Raw genomic sequence first — 19,368 nt, forward strand, 5'->3', positions numbered from 1 at the left:
CCTACTTTTTATTTTTTGGCACCGGAATGACGAAACCATCAATGTATGACATAGTTATTTCCTCATTGTTGTGATTCATCAGAGTTTGTATACATTACACTTTTATCCTGTGCGTCCAGTGAAGTGAATTGGACGGCGATAGCCCTGCACGGGTTATGCGACATCATTACTCATCAAATCAATTGTGAGCAATGGTAATTGCCGCTGTGGGATACTCTGAGACTCTCTAGAGCCAAATATTTTACCTCCTGCTGCCCGATAGAAACCTTCCGCATTGGGGTCACTCTGGATTGTTATCTTATCTCCACCGAGCTGTCTCACCAGACGTTTTGCGTGATTCATCAACAATTTTCCAATGCCTTTGCCAATGACAGCCGGCTCGACAAACAGGGCTTCTAATTCAAATTCCCGCTCACTAAGCTTAGCAATTGCATAGTAACCTAATAACCCCGAATCTCCCTCGGCAACGTAGTAATGACGGATGGCAGAATTCAATAATTGTTCTGTGACAGCCAGTTCATTGCGGCAAGCCCGCATGAATGATTGCGAATATCCCCAATAGGCTTTTGAACGAATGGCCAGCTCCGTTAATTTATCGGCTTCCACAGGGTTAGCAACTCTGATTGTTGCTCGGACAGTCATCTTGCTTAATGCTCTTCAGATCTGGTAAACAATAGCCGAAAAGCCCGCGTTACAGGCGGGCTTTTTGGGGTGATGCCCTCTAATCAGTAAAAGTTCTTTCTGAACTCTATACCAAAAATACGGGGATCATTCACAAACACCGTGTTGTTATTAAAGTCGATGGCGCCGCGGATATTGTCCCTGTCGGTGATATTGCGGCCAAACAGGGCAACACTGTATTCATCAACAAAGTTTTCATAGCCTATGCGCAGACCACCTTCGTAGTTACCACTGATATTAAATTCCTCCGCTTCATAGAGAAACAGGTTAGTATCGCCCTGCCAGGCCCAGTCGGTATAAACAAATAATTCACCGTCGTCACCCATGGGCATGGTGTAGCGGGCGGTAATATTAAAGATGGTTTTAGGTGCCTGAGGGAAGGGGTTACCGTCGATCAGGGCATTGCCGTCTACTAAAGGGTCAAGCACCGTACACTGGCCAGAGCCGCAAGGGGCTACCGTCAGCGTGGCATCGTCCAGTTCTGTATCATTGTAGCTGTAGCCTGCGGTTAAGGTCAGGTTGTCACTGGCAAGGTATTCGATATCCACTTCAAAGCCCTTACCGTTGCCTTTATCGGCATTGATTAACTGGTTACCCTGAGTCTCGCCGCCAATGGCCGAAAGCTGAATATCGTCTATCTGATAGTAGAAAATCGCCGTGTTCAGACGCAGGGTGTCTTGCAGAAAATCCGATTTAAAGCCGAATTCAATCGAGTCGATGGTTTCTGAGTCGGCAACCGAGGGCGGTGCTTCAAAAGCCACATCCCGGCCCTGAATAGTCTGGGCCCGGAAGCCGCGGGCAATCCGGCCAAACACCATGGAATCAGAGGATATCTGATAGTTGGCAGAGAGTTCCCAGCTCACCTGATTATCATCCACATTGATATCTTCATAATCCTGAATTTGCGCGGCACCAATTACCAGCGCAAAGCCATCAACATTCTGATCACCGACTCTGAAGTCTTTCTCATCATAGGTGTAACGAACGCCGCCGGTTAAGGTCAGTTTATCTGAAAGTTCATAAGAGCCCTGACCGAACAGCGCCCAGGTGAGGTTTTCATGGAATACGGTGGTGGCACCGAAGAAGCCGTCAACGCTGGTAACCCCAAAGGAAGAGTCGAAATAGAAGCCTCCGAACTGCCAGTCATAGCCATCGGTGCCGCTACTGGCAAAGCGGATTTCCTGAGTGAATTGCTTAAGATCTTCTAGTCTGTCTTCAGTAACAGCATCGAAGGGGATAAAGCCCGGGCCTTCTCCGGCAACACCACCGTCAATATCGCCTTTGCCACGGCCGTCGGCGGTTTCATAAGCGCTAATTGAGGTCAGGGTAAAACCGTCAAACTCTTTGTCCAGTTTCAGCGAGGCACCATCACCATTGTAGCGCTGGAAGTTATTATCCCCCTGGTTATAAGAAACCCGATCGCGGTCATAACTGTCGTTCAGCTTGTTACTGCCGGTATCCACGCCGTTGGCACGGAAAATCGATGAGGTGCCGTTTAAATCTCTGGTATGCAGGTTTAAAAGGGCGCTGAAGTCATCCAGTTCATACAGCAACTGTAAACGGGCCGCATTTTCATGAAAGCCGCCCATGGCGTCTTTCTCCCCGGTGTATTCATTATCTATCCAGTCTCCCCGATTCTGTGACAGCACGGATAGCCTGAAGGACAGCTCATCGGTAATGCCATTACCTATTGCCGCCTCAACATTCAGGGTACCGAGTGTGCCCAGAGCCGTTTCCAGTACGGCATCAAAATCCTGACTGGGTTTGACCGTATCAAATTTGATGATGCCGGCGGTGGTATTGCGGCCAAACAGGGTGCCCTGAGGGCCACGAATCACTTCGACCCGCTCCACGTCAAACAAGGGGAAGCTTTTTAAGATCACGTTTTCCATCACGACTTCGTCCATGATGATGGAAACCGGCTGCGAGGCGGCCAGATCAAAGTCGGTATTACCCAAGCCCCGTATATAAAAGCGCGGTGCGGCGCGGCCATTGGATGACTCGGCATACAGGCCGGGTACACGGCTGGCCAGGGCCAGAATATCTTCACCAGCGGAAAACATATTTTCAAATTTCTCACCGCTTAAGGTGGCGATTGAAATGGGCACTTCCTGGATACTCTGGGTTCGTTTTTGTGCGGTGACAGTTATCTGTTCCAGTACTTTGGTATCTTTTGAACTGTCGCCCTGGTCCTGTTGGGCCAGGGCCGGAGTAGCTGCTAATACAGCCTGAATGCACAGGGCTGCTGCCGTTTTGGTCGGGCTAAAGATATTGTCGGTTATTTTCATTTGTGTGTACCTGTTGAGTGTCCAGGTTAAAGCCTAGCTTGTTTTATGGATGTTACTAAGCTACTTAAGTGTAAGGGGAAATTACCCGGCTGCAATTCTGTGATCAGCGATGCCGACAGGGTAAACAGGTACATGGCTCTGGCCTGATACGGGTGATGGCTTTGCCTTATGTATTGTTCAGGGCCGGAATAACAATAGGGCAATATCAGCTGAATCTGTCAGGAAAGGGCTGCACTTGAGTCTATCACTATGATTCTGCTACAAATTGTTAACCCCTGTGGGTGAAAATTAGCGTTAGTGAGCGCCGTATACTTTACTCTGTAAGGTATCAACAAGTGATTGTAATCAGATGTGAGGTGGCTGTTTGTCTTGATAAATCGGCTTGTAGCTGAACGGTCTCTGGTCTGACATATGGCCTACTGTTGCAGGCTTATCAATTCGAAGTCATGATAGGTCGGAAAAGGGATGCTTTTTTTATGGCTGAAGACTTATACAGATTGTTGGTTGACGAAAGCCCGGATGCGCTAATTGCCACATCTCTGAAAGGTGAGGTTTTGCTCTGGAATCTGGGTGCAGAGAGCACATTTGGTTATTCTCAGGAAGAAGCCATAGGCAAGTCCATCTATGACCTGATTATCCCTCCGGATCGTGTAAAAGAAGAACGCGATATTCAAAAGCAGGCGCGCACATCTGATGTGGCAACTTATGAATCCCTGCGTCAACGCAAAGGCGGTTCGCTGATATATATCAACATCTCGACGCGGGCGGTTAAGGGCAGCGACGGCGAAATTAAGTATTTTGTAACCAATAAAAAGGATGTAACCCGTCAGAAAATTGAACGCGATGCAAAGCTGCTGGCCGCCAGATATCTTAATCTGCTGGAGTCAATGCCTGACGCCATCGTGATGGTGAACGTTACCGGTCGTATCGTGATGTCTAATACCCAGGCCGAGTCGATGTTTGGCTGGTCGCGAACACAACTATTGGGTAAATCTATTGAAGTCTTGATGCCTCAGCGCTTCGCTCACTCTCACGTCGGACATCGCTCCAAATACTTTTCTCAACCCGGAACCCGCTCTATGGGCGCCAGTCTCGAACTGTACGGACTACGTAAAGATAAAAGTGAGTTTCCCGTAGAAGTCAGTCTCAGTCCTATCGAGACAGAGGAAGGCACCATGGTGATGAGCGCAATCCGCGATATCACCGAACGAAAAAAAGCCGAGAACAAGTTCCGGGATCTGCTGGAGTCCGCCCCCGATGCGATGATTATCGTAAGTCGCGACGGCAATATTGTGCTGGTTAACTCACAATCACAAAAGTTATTCGGCTACAGCCGTCAGGAGTTGCTGGGCCAGAAGGTTGAAATGTTGTTGCCTTCCCGTTTTCATGCCAAACATCCCAGGCATCGCGACTCGTTCTTTGCAGAGCCCCGGGTTCGGCCCATGGGGGTGGGACTGGAGCTGTATGGAAAACGCAAGGACGGTACTGAATTTCCGATTGAGATCAGCCTCAGCCCGCTGGATACAGAAGAGGGGGTGCTGGTTTCCAGTGCGATTCGCGATATCTCTGAACGTAAGCGGGTAGAGCGTGAGTTGCAGAATAAGAATCTTGAGCTTGAGAAAGCCAACAGTGCCAAGGACAATTTCCTGGCGACCATGAGTCACGAGTTGCGTACGCCCCTGAACGCCATTATCGGATTTACCGGAACCCTGTTAATGAAATTACCCGGTCCGCTGACTGTTGATCAGGACAAACAGCTGCGGACTATCCGTGGCAGCGCCAGGCATTTGTTGTCTTTGATTAATGACTTACTCGATCTGGCTAAAATCGGGGCTGGAAAAATAGAGCTGAAATCAGAGCGGATTGATTGTCGGGATATCATACAGGAGGTAGTGGCGACATTGCGTCAGTCAGCTGAAGACAAAGGCTTGTCGTTAGAGTGTAAGCTGCCGTCGGGGAAAATGATGGTAAAAGCGGACAGAAGAGCCTTGAGTCAGATAGTACTCAACCTGATTAACAATGCCATAAAGTTCACGCAAAAAGGGCATGTCAGGATTAGCTGCAAACGCAGTAAAGTGAACAGAAGCAATCTTATTAATATCACTGTCAGCGATACCGGCATGGGTATCCGTAAGGAGGACCAGGCCCGGCTGTTTTCTGCATTTTATCGGGTAGATTCCAATTCAACTACGCCGCAGGAGGGAACCGGTCTGGGGTTACATTTAAGCCAAAGACTTGCTGACCTTATGGACGGTGAGATCATCTGTCAGAGTGAGTATGGTCAGGGCAGCGAGTTTTCCCTGCGGCTAAGGGAGAGCAATAAATGAGCGCTAAGGTACTGACCATTGAAGATAACCCGGACAATCTGGCACTGATGGTCTACATATTGGAAGCCTTCGAATTTGAAGTCGAAACCGCTACCGATGGTGTCAGCGGTCTGGAGGCGGCGTCGCGGGTCAGGCCTGATTTAATTCTCTGTGATATCCAGATGCCGGAAATGGATGGCTATGAGGTGATTCGACATTTAAAAAATGACGATAAGCTGGCTCATATACCGGTGATAGCGGTGACTGCCTTTGCCATGGAGGTTGACGGTCAGAAGATTCAGCAAGCCGGGTTTGATGGCTACATCACTAAGCCTATTGAGCCGGAGAGCTTTGTTGAGCAGATTCAGGCATTTTTATCACCAGCCACGACGCCGTCGCCGAAGGTGTCTTTTACCGCCAGGGAATCGACGCCCACAAGCTGGAAAAAGGTCATACTGGTGGTGGATGACCAGCCGGTTAATCTGGAGCTGGCGACCAGTTTGCTGGAGCATTATGGGTATCGTGTGCTTCGTGCTCAGGGCATGAAAAAAGCGCAAATGATTTTACGGGACAGAGTACCAGACCTGATACTGTCGGATGTCTGTATGGATGATGGCAATGGTTACGATTTGATTCGTGCCGTTAAGGCGGAACCGGCGTTACAGGAAGTACCTTTTGTTTTTTAACCTCGACAGCCATTTGTGAGAAAGAGCGCGCAAAAGGACTTGAACTGGGGGCAGACAAGTTCCTGTTTCGACCGATGGAACCACAGGATTTATTGCGAGAAGTAGAACAATGCTTAGATCGAAAGGGACAACAGCAGTGACAACCATATTGGTGGTTGATGATCATGCAGTTAGCCGGGAATTTCTCACCACATTATTCGGCTACCGTGGTTATCGGGTACTCGAAGCAGCAGATGGTAAGGAAGCACTGCAAAAGGTGCGGGAAGCCCATCCGGATCTGGTTGTTGCCGATGTACTGATGCCGACGATGGATGGCTTTGAGTTTGTTAAACGGGTCAGGGCAGAGCCAGACATAGAGCAAACCCGGGTGATTTTCTATACGGCCAGTTATCATGAGCATGAGGCAAAAAATCTGGCCAGCAGTTGTGGTGTATCTGATGTACTGACCAAACCCAGTGATCCTGAAATTGTATTGGATACAGTGGAGCGGGTCCTTAAAGAAGTGACTGTGCTATCCCCAATGCCTGAAAGAGAGCAACTGGATCAGCGACATTTGCAGTTGCTCACCAATAAACTCAAATATCTGGCCGATGACTTAGGCTCCACCAATGAACGCTATGCCACGCTGATTGAAATTAACCTGCAACTGGCATCGGAACGTGATCCCAAGGCGCTGATGGACAGTCTGTGTCAGATCTCCCGCAAGTTGATTGGGGCAAAATATGCGGTGCTGGCGGTCAAAGAAAAGCACGATCACAGTCGGCTTTATACCTCATTTAGTGGTTTCACCGAGGAGGTGTCTGCGAAGATGCAGGTTACCGACTTGTGGCAAGGCAATATCGCCAGCCAGATGAAGAAGCAAAAAACCGTACGCAGGGAAAATATTAACAGGCAGAAGCGTAATCCGGGACTTCCCTCCGGTCACCCTGATGTGAACTCAGTACTTGCCGTTCCGATTATGTCTTTATCCAAAATATACGGCTGGATCTGTTTGAGTGAGAGACTCGGAGCAGAGAAATTCAATGAAGAGGACGAAAGACTGCTCACCATACTGGCGGCTCAGGCCGGAAGAATTTATGAAAATGGCAGTTTATATGCCAGCTTATTAGAGCAGGAGGAGCGGTTCAGACAGATTGCCGAGAATATCCATGATGTGTTTTGGCTGGTGTCAGTGGAAACGGGCGAAGATATTTATATCAGCCCGGCGTTTGAAGATGTTTGGGGACGTTCCAACAAACCCGGCGACAAACGCTCTGATAGCTGGATGGATGCAGTGCACCCGGAAGATCGCAAGCTGATACCCACCGAGCTGAATGAGGATACAGAATATGATCTGGAATACCGGATAATCAGACCTGACGGCTCGGTTCGTTGGATCCATGATCGCGGTTTTCCTGTCCACAATGCACAGGGGCAGGTTTATCGTTTTGCCGGTATTGCCAAGGATATTACCAAGCGTAAATCAGACGAAGAAAAGATTGCCCGTCTCACCCGGATTTATTCAGTGCTGAGTCAGATTAACTCTGCCATTGTCAGGATTCACGAACGCAAAGCATTGTTTGAAGAAGTTTGCCACATTGCAGTAGAGCACGGCAAACTTGCATTGGCCTGGCTTGGCAAGTTGGAGCCGGGTACAGGTGAGATCACACAGGTGGTATACCGAAACGGTGATCCCAAAACAAGCACTCTTACAGACAGCCTTGATGGGCTCAATGCGAATAATGCCGGGGCCGGAATTTTAGGAAAGTCTGTATCCCGGATTGAGCCGGTGTATTGTAACGATATCAGCACCGCGAAATCTGTTGGCTCGTTTGGTCGGGAAGCCCTAAAGCAAGGATATTACTCTGTTGTGTCATTACCGATACAAGCCGAAGAGCAGGTCGTAGGTATGCTTGTTTTGTTCGCAAAAGAAAAAGGTTTCTTCGATGCTACTGAGATGAAATTGCTGAACGAGTTAGCCAATGACATTTCCTTTGCTCTGGACTATATCAAGAAGACGGAGCAGGCTAACTATCTTGCCTACTATGATGCGCTGACCGGGTTGTCTAACCGGACCCTGTTTCACGAACGTCTGAGCCAGCTTATTCATATCTCACAACACGAATCTGAGCGCCTGGCGTTAGTGATCATAGATGTGGATCGGTTTAAGACCATCAATGATACCTTCGGTCGCCAGGCTGGCGACAGCCTGATTCGACAATTGGCGCAAAGATTGCGAAAGAAAGTGAAAGACTCGGCACATCTTGCCAGAGTGGGCGCCGATCAGTTCGCGTTATTACTTCCCGATTTCAGACATGCAGATGATGTTGCCAGAACCCTGGATTACCTTCTTAAGGTCTGTGTGGACGAACCATTTAAGCTTAATGGTGATGACCTAAGAGTTTCAGCCAAAGCGGGCATCGCATTATTTCCGGAAGATGGAGATAATGCGGAGTCGCTATTTCTCAATGCAGAGCTGGCGGTAAAAGGGGCTAAGAACAAAGGCGCCCCCTTTGTATTCTTTGACCGGCAGATGTCGGACAAGGTCACCAAGTCTCTGGAAATGGAGAATATGTTACGTCAGGCTCTGGAGAATAATCAGTTTGTGCTGTTTTACCAGCCTAAAGTGGACCTGAAAACGGGCCGGATTAGTGGTCTGGAAGCCTTGATTCGTTGGCAAAGCCCGACTCTGGGGCTGGTATCTCCGGTTCATTTTATTCCTCTGCTGGAGCAAACCGGATTGATTCTTGATGTTGGTAACTGGGTTATGGAGCAGGCCGTGAGAGATATTCTCAGCTGGCAGCAACAAGGTGTCATTGTGCCGCGGGTTGCGGTCAATGTATCTGCGTTTCAATTAAAACAAAGTGACTTTGTTGCCAGAACCAGTCAAGTGGTGAGTGCCCTGGGGGCGGATATGTTGCTGGATCTGGAGCTGACAGAGAGTATGCTGCTGGGAGACGTTGAAGACAGCTTAAGTAAGCTCTCTGCGATCAGAGCACTAGGATTAGAAGTGGCCATTGACGATTTTGGTACCGGCTATTCATCTCTTAGTTATATTGCCCGTCTGCCTATAGATAGCCTGAAAATTGACCGTTCATTTATTATCAAGATGTCACAGCACGACTATGACATGATCATTGTTTCGACCATTATCACTATGGCTCACAATATGGGACTTAAAGTCGTTGCCGAAGGTGTTGATGATATCAGGCAACTTAATATCTTAAAGAATATGGGGTGTGATCAGGTACAGGGGTATTTATTCAGTCATCCAATATCATCGGAAGCAATACAGGCTTTACTGATTCAGGGTAACCCTTTTCGTTTGTAACAACAGACAATAGGTACTAATAGCCGCTGGCCACCCAGGCAGTCTGTTTTAACCCCGTATATCTTTGCTAAGATAGCGCCCTGGCCGAATTAAGATCAAACACTATGCCCTGTGATAAACAGACTGATTACCTTCTTGAAACCCTTCCACAGCCTGTTATTTACCACAGCATGACCCCACAGCGTTTTAGCACTGATGTGGTGCCGAAGTTTGAGCCTGCGGTATTTAAAGGCTTTGCCCGGGACTGGGATATCGTTAAGGCAGCCAGGCAGAGCGCCGGGGATGCGGCCGGTTATCTGCAACAACGGGCGGCCAGAATCGTGCACAGAATGGTGATTGCCCCGGCTGATATAAAGGGCCGTATTGGCTACAACCAGAGTCTTGATGGCATGAACTTTCAGCTACAGGATATTGATCTTGCCAGGGGCATTGAGCAGATGATCAATTGTGACAGCCAGGCTCAGGAGCAGCGCTGCTTTCAATCTGTACCGGTCACCTCCGGGTTTCCCGCTTTACTGGATAAGATCCCTAATCCCCTTGTCAGTGACACGGCCAAGCCATTTGTCTGGGTAGGTAATCGTTTGACGGTGTCTCCTCATTTTGATGAGGCCAACAATATTGCTGTGGTAGCGACGGGGCGAAGGCGTTTCACGTTTTTTCCGCCGGAGCAGTTAGCTAATCTGTATATCGGCCCGCTTAATTATACACCCGCTGGCCAGCCAGTAAGTCTGGTGGATTTACACGAACCTGATCTGCTGCGTTTTCCCCGCTATGCCGAGGCGTATCAACATGGTCTGTCGGTCGAACTGGAAGCCGGCGATGCAGTGTATATTCCCTCACCCTGGTGGCACCATGTGCAATCGCTGGAGCCCTTCAATATTCTGGTTAACTATTGGTGGAGCGGCTCATTCGTTTCCAGTTCTATGCCTTTTACCTTTTTGTTGCACGGCATGCAGGTAACCAAAAATATGACACCGGGCCAGCGCCAGGCCTGGAAAAGCATTCTCGATCATTATCTTTTTGATGAGGGCGCAGATCCCGCCGCTCACATTCCGGAACCTGCCCGTGGGGTTCTGGGACAACTGACACCGGAGATGGCCGCTCAGTTGCACCAGTGGCTGGCTCAGCAAATACGCTGATTGACTAATTATTTGGCTCGATTGGTATCAACCAGTACTGATTTAACGGTCAGATGGCTGTGCAGGGTTTTATGTACCGGGCATTTATTGGCAATCTCTAACAGCCGCTGGCGCTGGGCCTGATCCAGCTCTCCTTTGAGCGTGATTTGGCGTTCAATCACTTCCAGATTATCACCTTCACAATCCGCGCAGTCCTTGCCATGTTGGCGCTGATGGCTGAGGGTTACCTCCACGTGCTCCAGCGGTAGCTTTTTATGCGTGGCATACATTCTCAGCGTCATGGCGGTGCAGGCGCCTAATGCGGCCAGCAGATGCTCATAAGGATCGGGGCCCATATTCTCTCCACCCATGTCTTTGGGCTCATCGGCCAGCCAGTAATGGCTGTCACTGCTGACATGCTGGGTGAATTTGTGGTTTTTCTCCGCCACCTTAACCTGGCCTGGTGCAACGTTGGTCTGCGGTTGCACAGGACTGATGTAACGGCCGGCCCAGGCTGAGATAACATTGGCGGCGTATTCGGCATCGGCTTTTCGGGTTAAAAGGTGATCGGCATCGTCAAGACTGATAAAGCTTTTTGGATGCCTGGCATCCTGATAAATCTTCTCAGCTTCATTAATACTGACCTGGGTGTCGCCAGGTGCATGCATAATTAACAGCGCTTTGTTCAGCTGTGTAAGCCCCATGCCCTGGTATTGGTCGATATCATCCAGAAACTGTTTTTGAATGTGAAAGTGGCGATGACCCAGTCTGACCCGGGCCTGACCCTGTTGCTCAATCTGTTCTACGGCATCGCCAAAATTCTTAATCACATGGCTGGCATTGTAAGGTGCACCGATAGTGACCAGCGCTTTAACTTCCGGCACCTTGTCTGCCATTGCCAGTATCGCCGCACCGCCAAGGCTGTGACCAATCAGAAGCTGCGGCGCCTGATAATTCTGGCGCAAAAACTCACAGGCCTTGAGTAAATCCCCGATATTGGAGGAAAAATTAGTATTGGCAAAATCGCCGTCACTGTTACCAAGGCCGGTAAAGTCAAAGCGCAACACCGCGATACCCTTTTGGGTAAGGGCTCTGGCAATACGTGAAGCCGCCGCAATGTCTTTGGTACAGGTAAAGCAGTGGGCGAACAGGGTATAACAGCGTGGGGGACTCAGTGGCATCTCGAGCAGGCCGCTTAAATTACCGTCACTGCCAGCAAAACTGACCTCGATGCGCATGGTTTTTTCCTTAACAGGGATAACTGAGCGTTATGATGCCAGTTATCCCCGTTAAACAACAGTGCAGGAATTAAGCGGGTTTATGCACCACTAATCCGGCTCACCAGTGCTTTGCTGTTGGCGATCATCTGGCCGGTTTTCTGGCGCAGTTTCAACAATAGCAAATAGGTCAGTGGCAGCAACAGCAGGCTGGTCAGGGTTGAGAACAGCAAGCCGCCAATGATAGCAATTGCCATGGGTGAGTAGGGCGGGCCGTCACCACCAATCTGTGTACCGCCCAGCGCCAGAGGTATCAGTCCCAGAATGGTAGTGGCGACGGTCATCAGTATCGGCCGGACTCTGTTCAGGCAGCCTTCGATAATGGCGTCAGTGGCTTTATAGCCTTCGTCAATAAGCTGATTCACCCGATCAACCAGCACGATACCGTTATTGACCACGATACCCATCAGGATCAACATCCCTATCATGCCCATAATCGACATCGAGGTGCCGGTGAGCAAAAAGGCCCAGAATACCCCGGTAAAGGAAAACAGCAGTGAGGTGATTACGGCAGTGGGTAACAGCAGGGATTCAAACAATGCGGCCATCACGATATAAATCATACACACAGCCAGCAGCATATTGATCTGCATCACCGATTCATTTTCATTCTGATTACGGAAACTGCCATCCAGCGTCCAGCTGTAGCCGGCGGGCAGCTCAATGTTAGCCATAATATTTTCAATACCTTTGCGGGCCTGTTCCAGTGTGGCAACTTCTTCAAGATTAGCGCCGATAGCCAGAGCGGTCTGACGATGGTAACGGCGAATCTCAGAAAGCCTTGGCACGATGCGGATATCGGCCAGCATATCCAGGGTCACATTCTGGGTTTCACTGCGTTTGACGGTAAGGTTTTTAAGCGCCTCTACCGAATGTTGCAGATTTTCATCAAACATCAGGCGAATATCCACCTCTCCGGTGTCACCATGGCGGAAGGTGCGCAGATTATTGCCGCGCAGAGCCGTGGTGACCACATTGGCCACGTCTTCGGCGCTGATGCCGAAACGAAAGGCTTTCTGCCTGTCTACCAATATCTGCAGCTCTTCTTTGTCGGCGCTGATATCGGCGCGCACATCGGTCAGGCCCGGTACCGATTTAAGTACAGGCACAATACGATCGGCCATTTCCATCAGTACCTCAGAAGACTGGCCGAGCAGGGTCAGACGCACACCACCGTTTTGTTGATTCCAGCTGAAGCTGGGTTTAGCTCTGACAAAAGACGGAAAATCCTCCTTGATCATTTCCTTGATCTTGTTCTGCTTAATCGGTAATTCGTCATTCAGGGTAATACCTGATACGGCATGGCCGGTATTGTAATAGCTGTACACCTGTTTGATATGGAACCGCTGCTGATTGGCATACAAATAGGCTTCCATGCGATCCACTTCTTTTTCTACTTCTTCAAGGCTGTAGTTACCCTGAATATTGTAATTAAGCCACAGCTGATTATTGGGGTTCTCATTATCCTGATCGCTGCTGACCACCCCCATGGGGATTGCGGTGCTGATCAGAATTCCCAGAGCAATCAACGCGGTTTTGCCCTGATGAGCCAGGGTCCAGTGAAGGGCTGACTGATACAGACGCCGGAAGCGCCCTGGTCCGCGATCATTCTGCTTGCGCCTTGGCTTCAGGCGGCTGGTCAGAAGTGGGATCAGGGTCTGGGCAATCAGCAAAGAGGCGAACAGAGAAATACAAATAGCGATCGCCACATGTTCCAGAAATACCGTGACATTGACCTTTGTGCCGATAATATTGGGTAAGAATACAATCGCGGTAGTGGCAGTACCGGCGATGACCGCCAGGCTGACCTTGGAGACACCGGCCTTAGTGGCTTTAATGGCATCGGGCTCGGATTCTTTTTCATGGAAGATGCTCTCAGTGACCACCACCGCATTATCAACCAGCATCCCCACCGCCAGCATCAGGCCCATCATTGACAGTATATTCAGGCTGTAACCCATAAAATACATACAGGCCAGCGCGATACAGATGGAAAAGGGCACAGATAACACCACTATCAGGGTGCTGGTCCACTGACGTAAGAAGCCGTACAGCACCAGTACCGAGAGCAGGGCACCGATCAAACCCGCCTGCAGCAGATCGCTGAGTGACTCTGTGACGCTGTCTGCTTCATCCTGCATGATAAACAGCTTGATACCGTTAAAGGCCGGATTGTCATTGGCCTGGTCTATCACATCCAGTACCGCCTGAGAAACCTCGACCAGATTGCTGGTGGATTCGCGGAAAATATTCAGGCCGATGGCATAGCTGCGATCCAGGTGGCGGCCTTCGGTGCGTTTGGGACTTTCATAATTGATATCGGCAATGTCTTTGAGGTGAATGCCCCGGCGGACGATCAGATCTTCAATCTCTTGTTTTGAGCGAAACTCACCCTGAGGGTTGACCATAATCTTCTGGTTTAAATCTTCTATATGACCGGCGCTCATGGAGAAATTGGCATCCCTGAGGGTCTTGCTCAGTTCATTGACATCCACATGCAAGGCGGCGATACGGTTTGAGTCAAGGCGTATGGCAATTTGCTTTTTGAGCACACCGTAAAGCTCCACTTTGGAGACACCGGGTACCCGCTCGATGGGCATTTTCAGATTGCGTTCAAGCAGATCATAGGCGTTGGACAGGTCCCGCTCGCTGGATATGCGCAGTTGAAAGATTGGCATATCATTGGTGTTGAACTTGTATACCAGAACCCGTTCCACATCCTGGGGCAGTTCGTCGCGGATGGCATCGATCTGTTCTCGGGCTTCGATACTCTTGGCACTGATATTCTCATCCCAGGCAAACTCAAGGAAGATTTCCGCTCTGTCTTCATTGGAAGTGGAGGTCATGCGCTTGATACCGGAGAGGGTGGCCAACGCCTCCTCTACCGGCTTGGTGATCATCCTCTCAACTTCAGCCGGGCTGGCGTCTTTGTAGGGCACCTGCACCACGAGCTGCGGAATATCGATGCCGGGAAATTTCTCCAGTGGCAGCAGCCGGCTTGCGAGCAGCCCCATCAGCAGCATGGAAAAGAAAAACATGCACAGAGTAACGGGTTTGCGGATAGCAAAGGCGGCCAGTGAGGCGCCCATATTATCAAACTGCTTCATGGCTAAGCTCCCCATTAACAGACGCCGGGACAAAGGCCTTGCGATCAAACAGGCTGTAAAGCACCGGGATCAGCAGCAGGGTGAGCAGGGTGGCAAAGGCCAGCCCCCAGATCACGGTCACCGCCATGGGAGTGCGGATTTCTGCACCTTCACCCAGGCCCAGCGCCATGGGTAATAAGCCTAAGGTGGTGGTGAGTGTGGTCATCAGTATCGGTCGCAGACGGCTGCTGGCGGCCTCGAAAATGGCACTGTGTTTGTCGCTGCCGGCGGCGCGAAGCTGATTGATTCGGTCCACCAGTACGATGGCGTTGTTGACCACAATACCGGCAAGCATAATCAACCCGATAAACACCACCACGCTGATATGGGTGCCGCTCAGATACAGGCCGTAAATGGAGCCAGCGCAGGCCAGCGGCACAGTAAACAGGATCAGAAACGGATGCAGCAAGGACTCAAACTGTGAGGCCATCACCAGATAAACCATAAATATCGCCAGCAGCAGGGCCAGTTTGAGGGAATCGAAAGATACCTGCATTTCTTCATTCTGGCCGGCCACACGGGCCTGCATAGTCAGTGGCAGGTTCAACTGATTCACCAGCTGTTTGGCCGCCAGCGCCCCTTCGCCGAGATCGCCATAAGCCAGGTTAGCCGAGATGATGGCTACCCGCTCCTGACCTATCCGGGTGATTTCGCTTGGGCCCACTGACATCTGAATGTCGGCCACCGCATCCAGCACAATGGCCGGGCTTTGCCCCGGGTTGACAATCATATTGCCGATATCGGTAATGGAATCCCGTTGATCTGCCTGGCTGCGCACCAGAATGTCCACCTTGCGATCATCGATGGAATAGCGGCTGGCGATCTCACCGCCTATTTTAGCGGACACCAGTTTTGCCACATCAGAGGCGGTCAGCCCTAACTGGGCCAGTTTGGCGTGATTAAAATAGATCTTCAGCTCAGGATGACCGGCTTCAAGACTGGACTTAATATCCACAAAACGATCCTGTTGTTGCATCATGGCGACCAGCCGGTCGGCCTGGCGTGACAATGCGCCGAGCTCATAGCCGGTGATTTCAATCTCCAGCGGCGTGCTGAAACTGAACAGCTGCGGGCTGCCGAACTTGGCTTTAACACCGGGTTGTGTGCGCAGATACTCGCGCATCTGCTCTTTTACCTTAAGTTCATCCTCAGCGCTGCTGTCGGCACTCATCACCACATTAAGTTTGCCCCAGTAGTCGCCGCCCTGTGCACTGGAGGCATTCATCAGACTGCCGGTACCGGCCAGCGAGTAGGTACGTTCAACTTTATCCAGTGCGTTGGTAAAATCGGTCAGTCCGGCGATGATGGTATCGGTTTGTTCAAGCCGGGCACCGGTTGGCAGGTTCACTTCTACGTGGAATTCACCCTGTGCCATAGACGGAATCAGTTCCATGCCCAGTCTTGGCAGCAATAACACCGAAGCCAGAGACAGGCCAACAATGCTGAACAGTACCAGTATCCGCTGTTTCAGTGCACGGGCCAGTACGGCGGCATAAAAGCCCTCGATGGCGCTGAACAGGCGGTCGAAGGCCCAGAGTACCGGGCGCAGGATAACGCCGAAACACTTACCCAGTAACGCTTTAGTGCCGATGAGAAAGGTACTGAAGGCAAAGCTGATCAGATAGATGAGTCTGGATATCAGCCAGACCAGTTTGGCAAAGGGCCACAGCATAATGTTGATAATACGACTGAACCTGCCTGGTGTTTTGGTTTTGTTGTCAGCACTGAGATCCAACTGGTCACGGGGGGCATCCGCTTGCGGCTGTTTTTCTCTGGAGGCCAGCATGGGGATCAGGGTCAGAGCTACCACCAAGGATACACCCAGGGCGAACGTCACGGTCAGGGCCTGATCGCTGAACAACTGCCCCGCAATGCCTTTTACGAACACCAGTGGGAAAAATACCGCCATAGTAGTGAGGGTGGAGGCCACGATGGCGCTGGACACTTCTTTAGTGCCTTTGGCCGCAGCCTCGGTTTTGTCTGTATTGTGCTGTTTATGACGGTCGATATTTTCCAGCACCACAATACTGTTATCCACCAATAAACCGATAGCCAGGGCAATGCCGCCTAAGCTCATGATATTCAGGCTGATATCATTAGCGTACATCAGGTTGAAGGTGGCGATTATAGACACCGGAATCGACAGTGAAATGATCAGGGTGGGCCAGAGGTTTTTAAGAAACAGATACAGCACCACCATGGCCAGCAGGCCGCCGACGATACCGGCGGATTTCACCTGTTCGATGGCGCTGGCGATAAAGCGGGACTGATCGTAGACCTTGGCTAACTGATAACTGCCAGGCAGCTCCTTTTTAACCTGCTCAAGACGCTGACGCACATTTTCGGCCACCTGAACGGTGTTGGCATCGCCCTCTTTATAAATGGCGATTTCCACGCCCTCAAGGCCATCGAAGCGGGTGATGGCATCACGCTCTTTGTGGCTGTCACGTACCTCGGCGATATCCATAAGGCGTATATGCCGGCCTTCGCGGGTGGCCACAAACAGGTGACGCATCTGATCCAGATCGCGGAACTGATTTAAGGTGCGTACCAGGTATTCGCGGCTGCCTTCCTGTACCCGGCCGCCTGAGCTGTTTATATTCTCTGCTTTGAGTCGCTGAATAACTTCGTCCATGGTGATATTCAGCTGACTGGCTTTTTGTTGGTTCACCAATACCTGAATCTCATTTTCCAGTCCGCCGCCGACTTTGACTGAGGCTACCCCGTTTACCGACTCCAGCTTGCGCTTGATTTGTTCTTCGGCAAATACCCGCAGGCGTTTGTGGGCCTGCAGGTCGCCGGGCAGCAGGTCGCTTTGGGTCAGGCCCAGTCGCAGAACAGGATCCATATCCGGGTTAAAACGCATCAGCAGCGGTTTTTTCACATCCAGAGGCAATTGCAGTACATCGAGTTTCTCACGCACGTCGAGACTGGCCATATCCATATCTGTACCCCATTCAAACTCGAGGATGACGTCAGACTGGCCAGCTTTGGACATGGATTTCACGCTGCGCACACCCTTGACCACACCGATGCTCTCTTCCACCGGCTTTGACACCAGCTGTTCCACTTCCGCTGGCGCGGCACCAGGGTAGTCGGCTCGAATAGTCAGGGTAGGGTAGGAAAGTTCAGGCAGTAAATTCAGTGCCAGTCTTGATAATGACACCATGCCAAACAGCATGATGGCAAAGGTAAACATGCACACGGTAACCGGCCGTTTTACGGCAATATCCACAATACTCATAACAGATTCCTTCGGGATTTAGCCGTTAACCACTTCGACGGTGGCCTGATCTTTAAGGTTATGATGACCAGTGATCACCACCTGCTCATCACCACTAAGACCCTGCAGTACTTCTACTTTGTCGCCTTCACTAAAGCCTGTGACCACTTCCTGTTTGCTGGCAATGCCGTCTTTGACCACAAACACTGAAGTCTTGTCGTCGATATTCAGCATCGCGCGGCGGGGCAGCAAGGTGGCGTTCTGATGGGTAGCGTAATTGAGGTTTACCTGGGCAAACATACCGGCTTTAAGCTGGTTTTGTGGATTAGGAACCCGCAAAGTGACTTTAAAGGTGCCGGTCTGTGAATCGATAACCGGGCTGATACGTTCTACAAAGGCTTCAACCTGTTGTTCGCCTAATGCGGTGATGGTAAGACCGGCTGCCTGATCTTTATGCACGCTTGGCAGTTCTTTTTCCGGCAGATGAACCACACCATAGAGTTCTTTTTGCTGCACGATATGGAACATACGTTCGCGCTGGAACGACTCGGTCAGGTTGCCGACTTTGGCATTACGTTCTGCAATAAAGCCTGAAATCGGCGCCGTAATAGTGGTTTCAGCAAGATCCAGGCGGGCCAGATCCAGATCAGCTTTGGCGGCATCGTAAGCGGCGCTGAGTTTATCGAAGGTATCATCACTGACCAGCTTTCTTGCATGCATGTCACGGACTTTTTTCAGTTCTTTTTCGATACTGCTGAGGTTGGCCTGTGATCTGTCCAGATTAAGCTGATAACGCTCAGTCTCCAGTCGCGCCAGGGCTTGCCCTTTTTCCACATAGTCGCCTTCTTCCACCAGAATTTCGCGAATGATGCCGGAGGCCCGGGCCACCACAAAGGCTTCTTCTTTGGCTTCCAGAATAGCGGTGGTGCTGTAGGCGGAGGAAATATCGCCTTTACTCAGACCTGCCACCTCTACCGGGATGGCAATCACCTCTTTGGCCGTGTCGGTATTAGTTTTTGCATCGGCGCCACCACAACCGCTGAGCAGACTGGCGGAGGTGAATAATGAGAGGGCAAAGGCTGATTTAATCAATTTGTTATACATGTCCCTGATATCCTGGTGTTAGTGAATACATAATGACGAGTCTGTTAATCACATACTCTTTACTAATTGTTTTTGCATAGCCTGTGCCAGATATAAAACCCTTTGAAAACAATATTATAGATAGGGCTTGTAATTGCGTTTAGTAAATCACGCCACTTGATTGATAAATCTGACCAATAAATGACAAAACCTGATTAGTAGCGAAAAGGAAACACAAAAATAATAGCCG

10 protein-coding genes are annotated in these 19,368 nt (G+C 50.3%); 4 read left to right on the plus strand and 6 right to left on the minus strand.

Features of this window, described 5'->3' with window-relative positions; genetic code table 11:
• Nucleotides 1-153: 153 nt before the first annotated feature.
• A complete protein-coding gene (locus tag AT746_RS08485; RefSeq protein WP_197414348.1) occupies nucleotides 154-606 on the minus strand; it encodes a GNAT family N-acetyltransferase in 453 nt (150 codons plus the stop codon).
• A 119-nt stretch (nucleotides 607-725) separates the two neighbouring features.
• On the minus strand, nucleotides 726-2,969 hold the full coding sequence (locus tag AT746_RS08490) for a TonB-dependent receptor (protein ID WP_156413654.1): 2,244 nt from the start codon (nucleotides 2,967-2,969) through the stop codon (nucleotides 726-728).
• A 476-nt stretch (nucleotides 2,970-3,445) separates the two neighbouring features.
• Between AT746_RS08490 and AT746_RS08495 the strand changes: the two genes are divergently transcribed.
• The 4 genes from AT746_RS08495 (at nucleotide 3,446) to AT746_RS08510 (ending at nucleotide 10,410) form a co-directional block, all read left to right on the plus strand.
• Nucleotides 3,446-5,296, plus strand: coding sequence for a PAS domain S-box protein (locus AT746_RS08495; protein WP_062479108.1), 1,851 nt, complete (start codon nucleotides 3,446-3,448; stop codon nucleotides 5,294-5,296).
• On the plus strand, nucleotides 5,293-5,961 hold the full coding sequence (locus AT746_RS19625) for a response regulator (protein WP_082633198.1): 669 nt from the start codon (nucleotides 5,293-5,295) through the stop codon (nucleotides 5,959-5,961). The genes AT746_RS08495 and AT746_RS19625 overlap by 4 nt, the downstream gene beginning before the upstream one ends.
• Before the next feature lie 136 nt (nucleotides 5,962-6,097).
• Nucleotides 6,098-9,271, plus strand: coding sequence for an EAL domain-containing protein (locus tag AT746_RS08505; RefSeq protein WP_062479112.1), 3,174 nt, complete (start codon nucleotides 6,098-6,100; stop codon nucleotides 9,269-9,271).
• Between the two features lie 104 nt (nucleotides 9,272-9,375).
• Nucleotides 9,376-10,410, plus strand: coding sequence for a cupin-like domain-containing protein (locus AT746_RS08510; protein WP_062479117.1), 1,035 nt, complete (start codon nucleotides 9,376-9,378; stop codon nucleotides 10,408-10,410).
• 8 nt (nucleotides 10,411-10,418) lie between these two features.
• Here the strand turns inward: AT746_RS08510 and AT746_RS08515 are convergent, their stop codons facing one another.
• The 4 genes from AT746_RS08515 to AT746_RS08530 form a co-directional block, all read right to left on the minus strand.
• Nucleotides 10,419-11,627, minus strand: a complete 1,209-nt coding sequence (locus AT746_RS08515) for a bifunctional alpha/beta hydrolase/OsmC family protein (protein ID WP_062479120.1) — start codon at nucleotides 11,625-11,627, stop codon at nucleotides 10,419-10,421.
• Nucleotides 11,628-11,707: 80 nt separating this feature from the next.
• Nucleotides 11,708-14,773, minus strand: a complete 3,066-nt coding sequence (locus AT746_RS08520; protein WP_062479123.1) for an efflux RND transporter permease subunit — start codon at nucleotides 14,771-14,773, stop codon at nucleotides 11,708-11,710.
• The gene (locus AT746_RS08525; protein WP_062479126.1) at nucleotides 14,760-18,056 is read right to left on the minus strand and encodes an efflux RND transporter permease subunit; all 3,297 of its coding nucleotides are present in this window, start codon (nucleotides 18,054-18,056) and stop codon (nucleotides 14,760-14,762) included. The genes AT746_RS08520 and AT746_RS08525 overlap by 14 nt, the downstream gene beginning before the upstream one ends.
• Before the next feature lie 18 nt (nucleotides 18,057-18,074).
• A complete protein-coding gene (locus AT746_RS08530; RefSeq protein WP_062479129.1) occupies nucleotides 18,075-19,139 on the minus strand; it encodes an efflux RND transporter periplasmic adaptor subunit in 1,065 nt (354 codons plus the stop codon).
• Nucleotides 19,140-19,368: the final 229 nt, after the last annotated feature.

Source organism: Lacimicrobium alkaliphilum (assembly GCF_001466725.1).
GTDB lineage: Bacteria > Pseudomonadota > Gammaproteobacteria > Enterobacterales > Alteromonadaceae > Lacimicrobium > Lacimicrobium alkaliphilum_B.

Excerpts from the sequence above, each read along its gene's own strand:
- AT746_RS08510 (WP_062479117.1), top strand. The coding sequence starts at position 9,376 with ATGCCCTGTGATAAACAGACTGATTACCTTCTTGAAACCCTTCCACAG.
- AT746_RS08490 (WP_156413654.1), bottom strand. The coding sequence starts at position 2,969 with ATGAAAATAACCGACAATATCTTTAGCCCGACCAAAACGGCAGCAGCC.
- AT746_RS08520 (WP_062479123.1), bottom strand. The coding sequence starts at position 14,773 with ATGAAGCAGTTTGATAATATGGGCGCCTCACTGGCCGCCTTTGCTATC.
- AT746_RS08515 (WP_062479120.1), bottom strand. The coding sequence starts at position 11,627 with ATGCGCATCGAGGTCAGTTTTGCTGGCAGTGACGGTAATTTAAGCGGC.
- AT746_RS08525 (WP_062479126.1), bottom strand. The coding sequence starts at position 18,056 with ATGAGTATTGTGGATATTGCCGTAAAACGGCCGGTTACCGTGTGCATG.
- AT746_RS08495 (WP_062479108.1), top strand. The coding sequence starts at position 3,446 with ATGGCTGAAGACTTATACAGATTGTTGGTTGACGAAAGCCCGGATGCG.
- AT746_RS08530 (WP_062479129.1), bottom strand. The coding sequence starts at position 19,139 with ATGTATAACAAATTGATTAAATCAGCCTTTGCCCTCTCATTATTCACC.
- AT746_RS19625 (WP_082633198.1), top strand. The coding sequence starts at position 5,293 with ATGAGCGCTAAGGTACTGACCATTGAAGATAACCCGGACAATCTGGCA.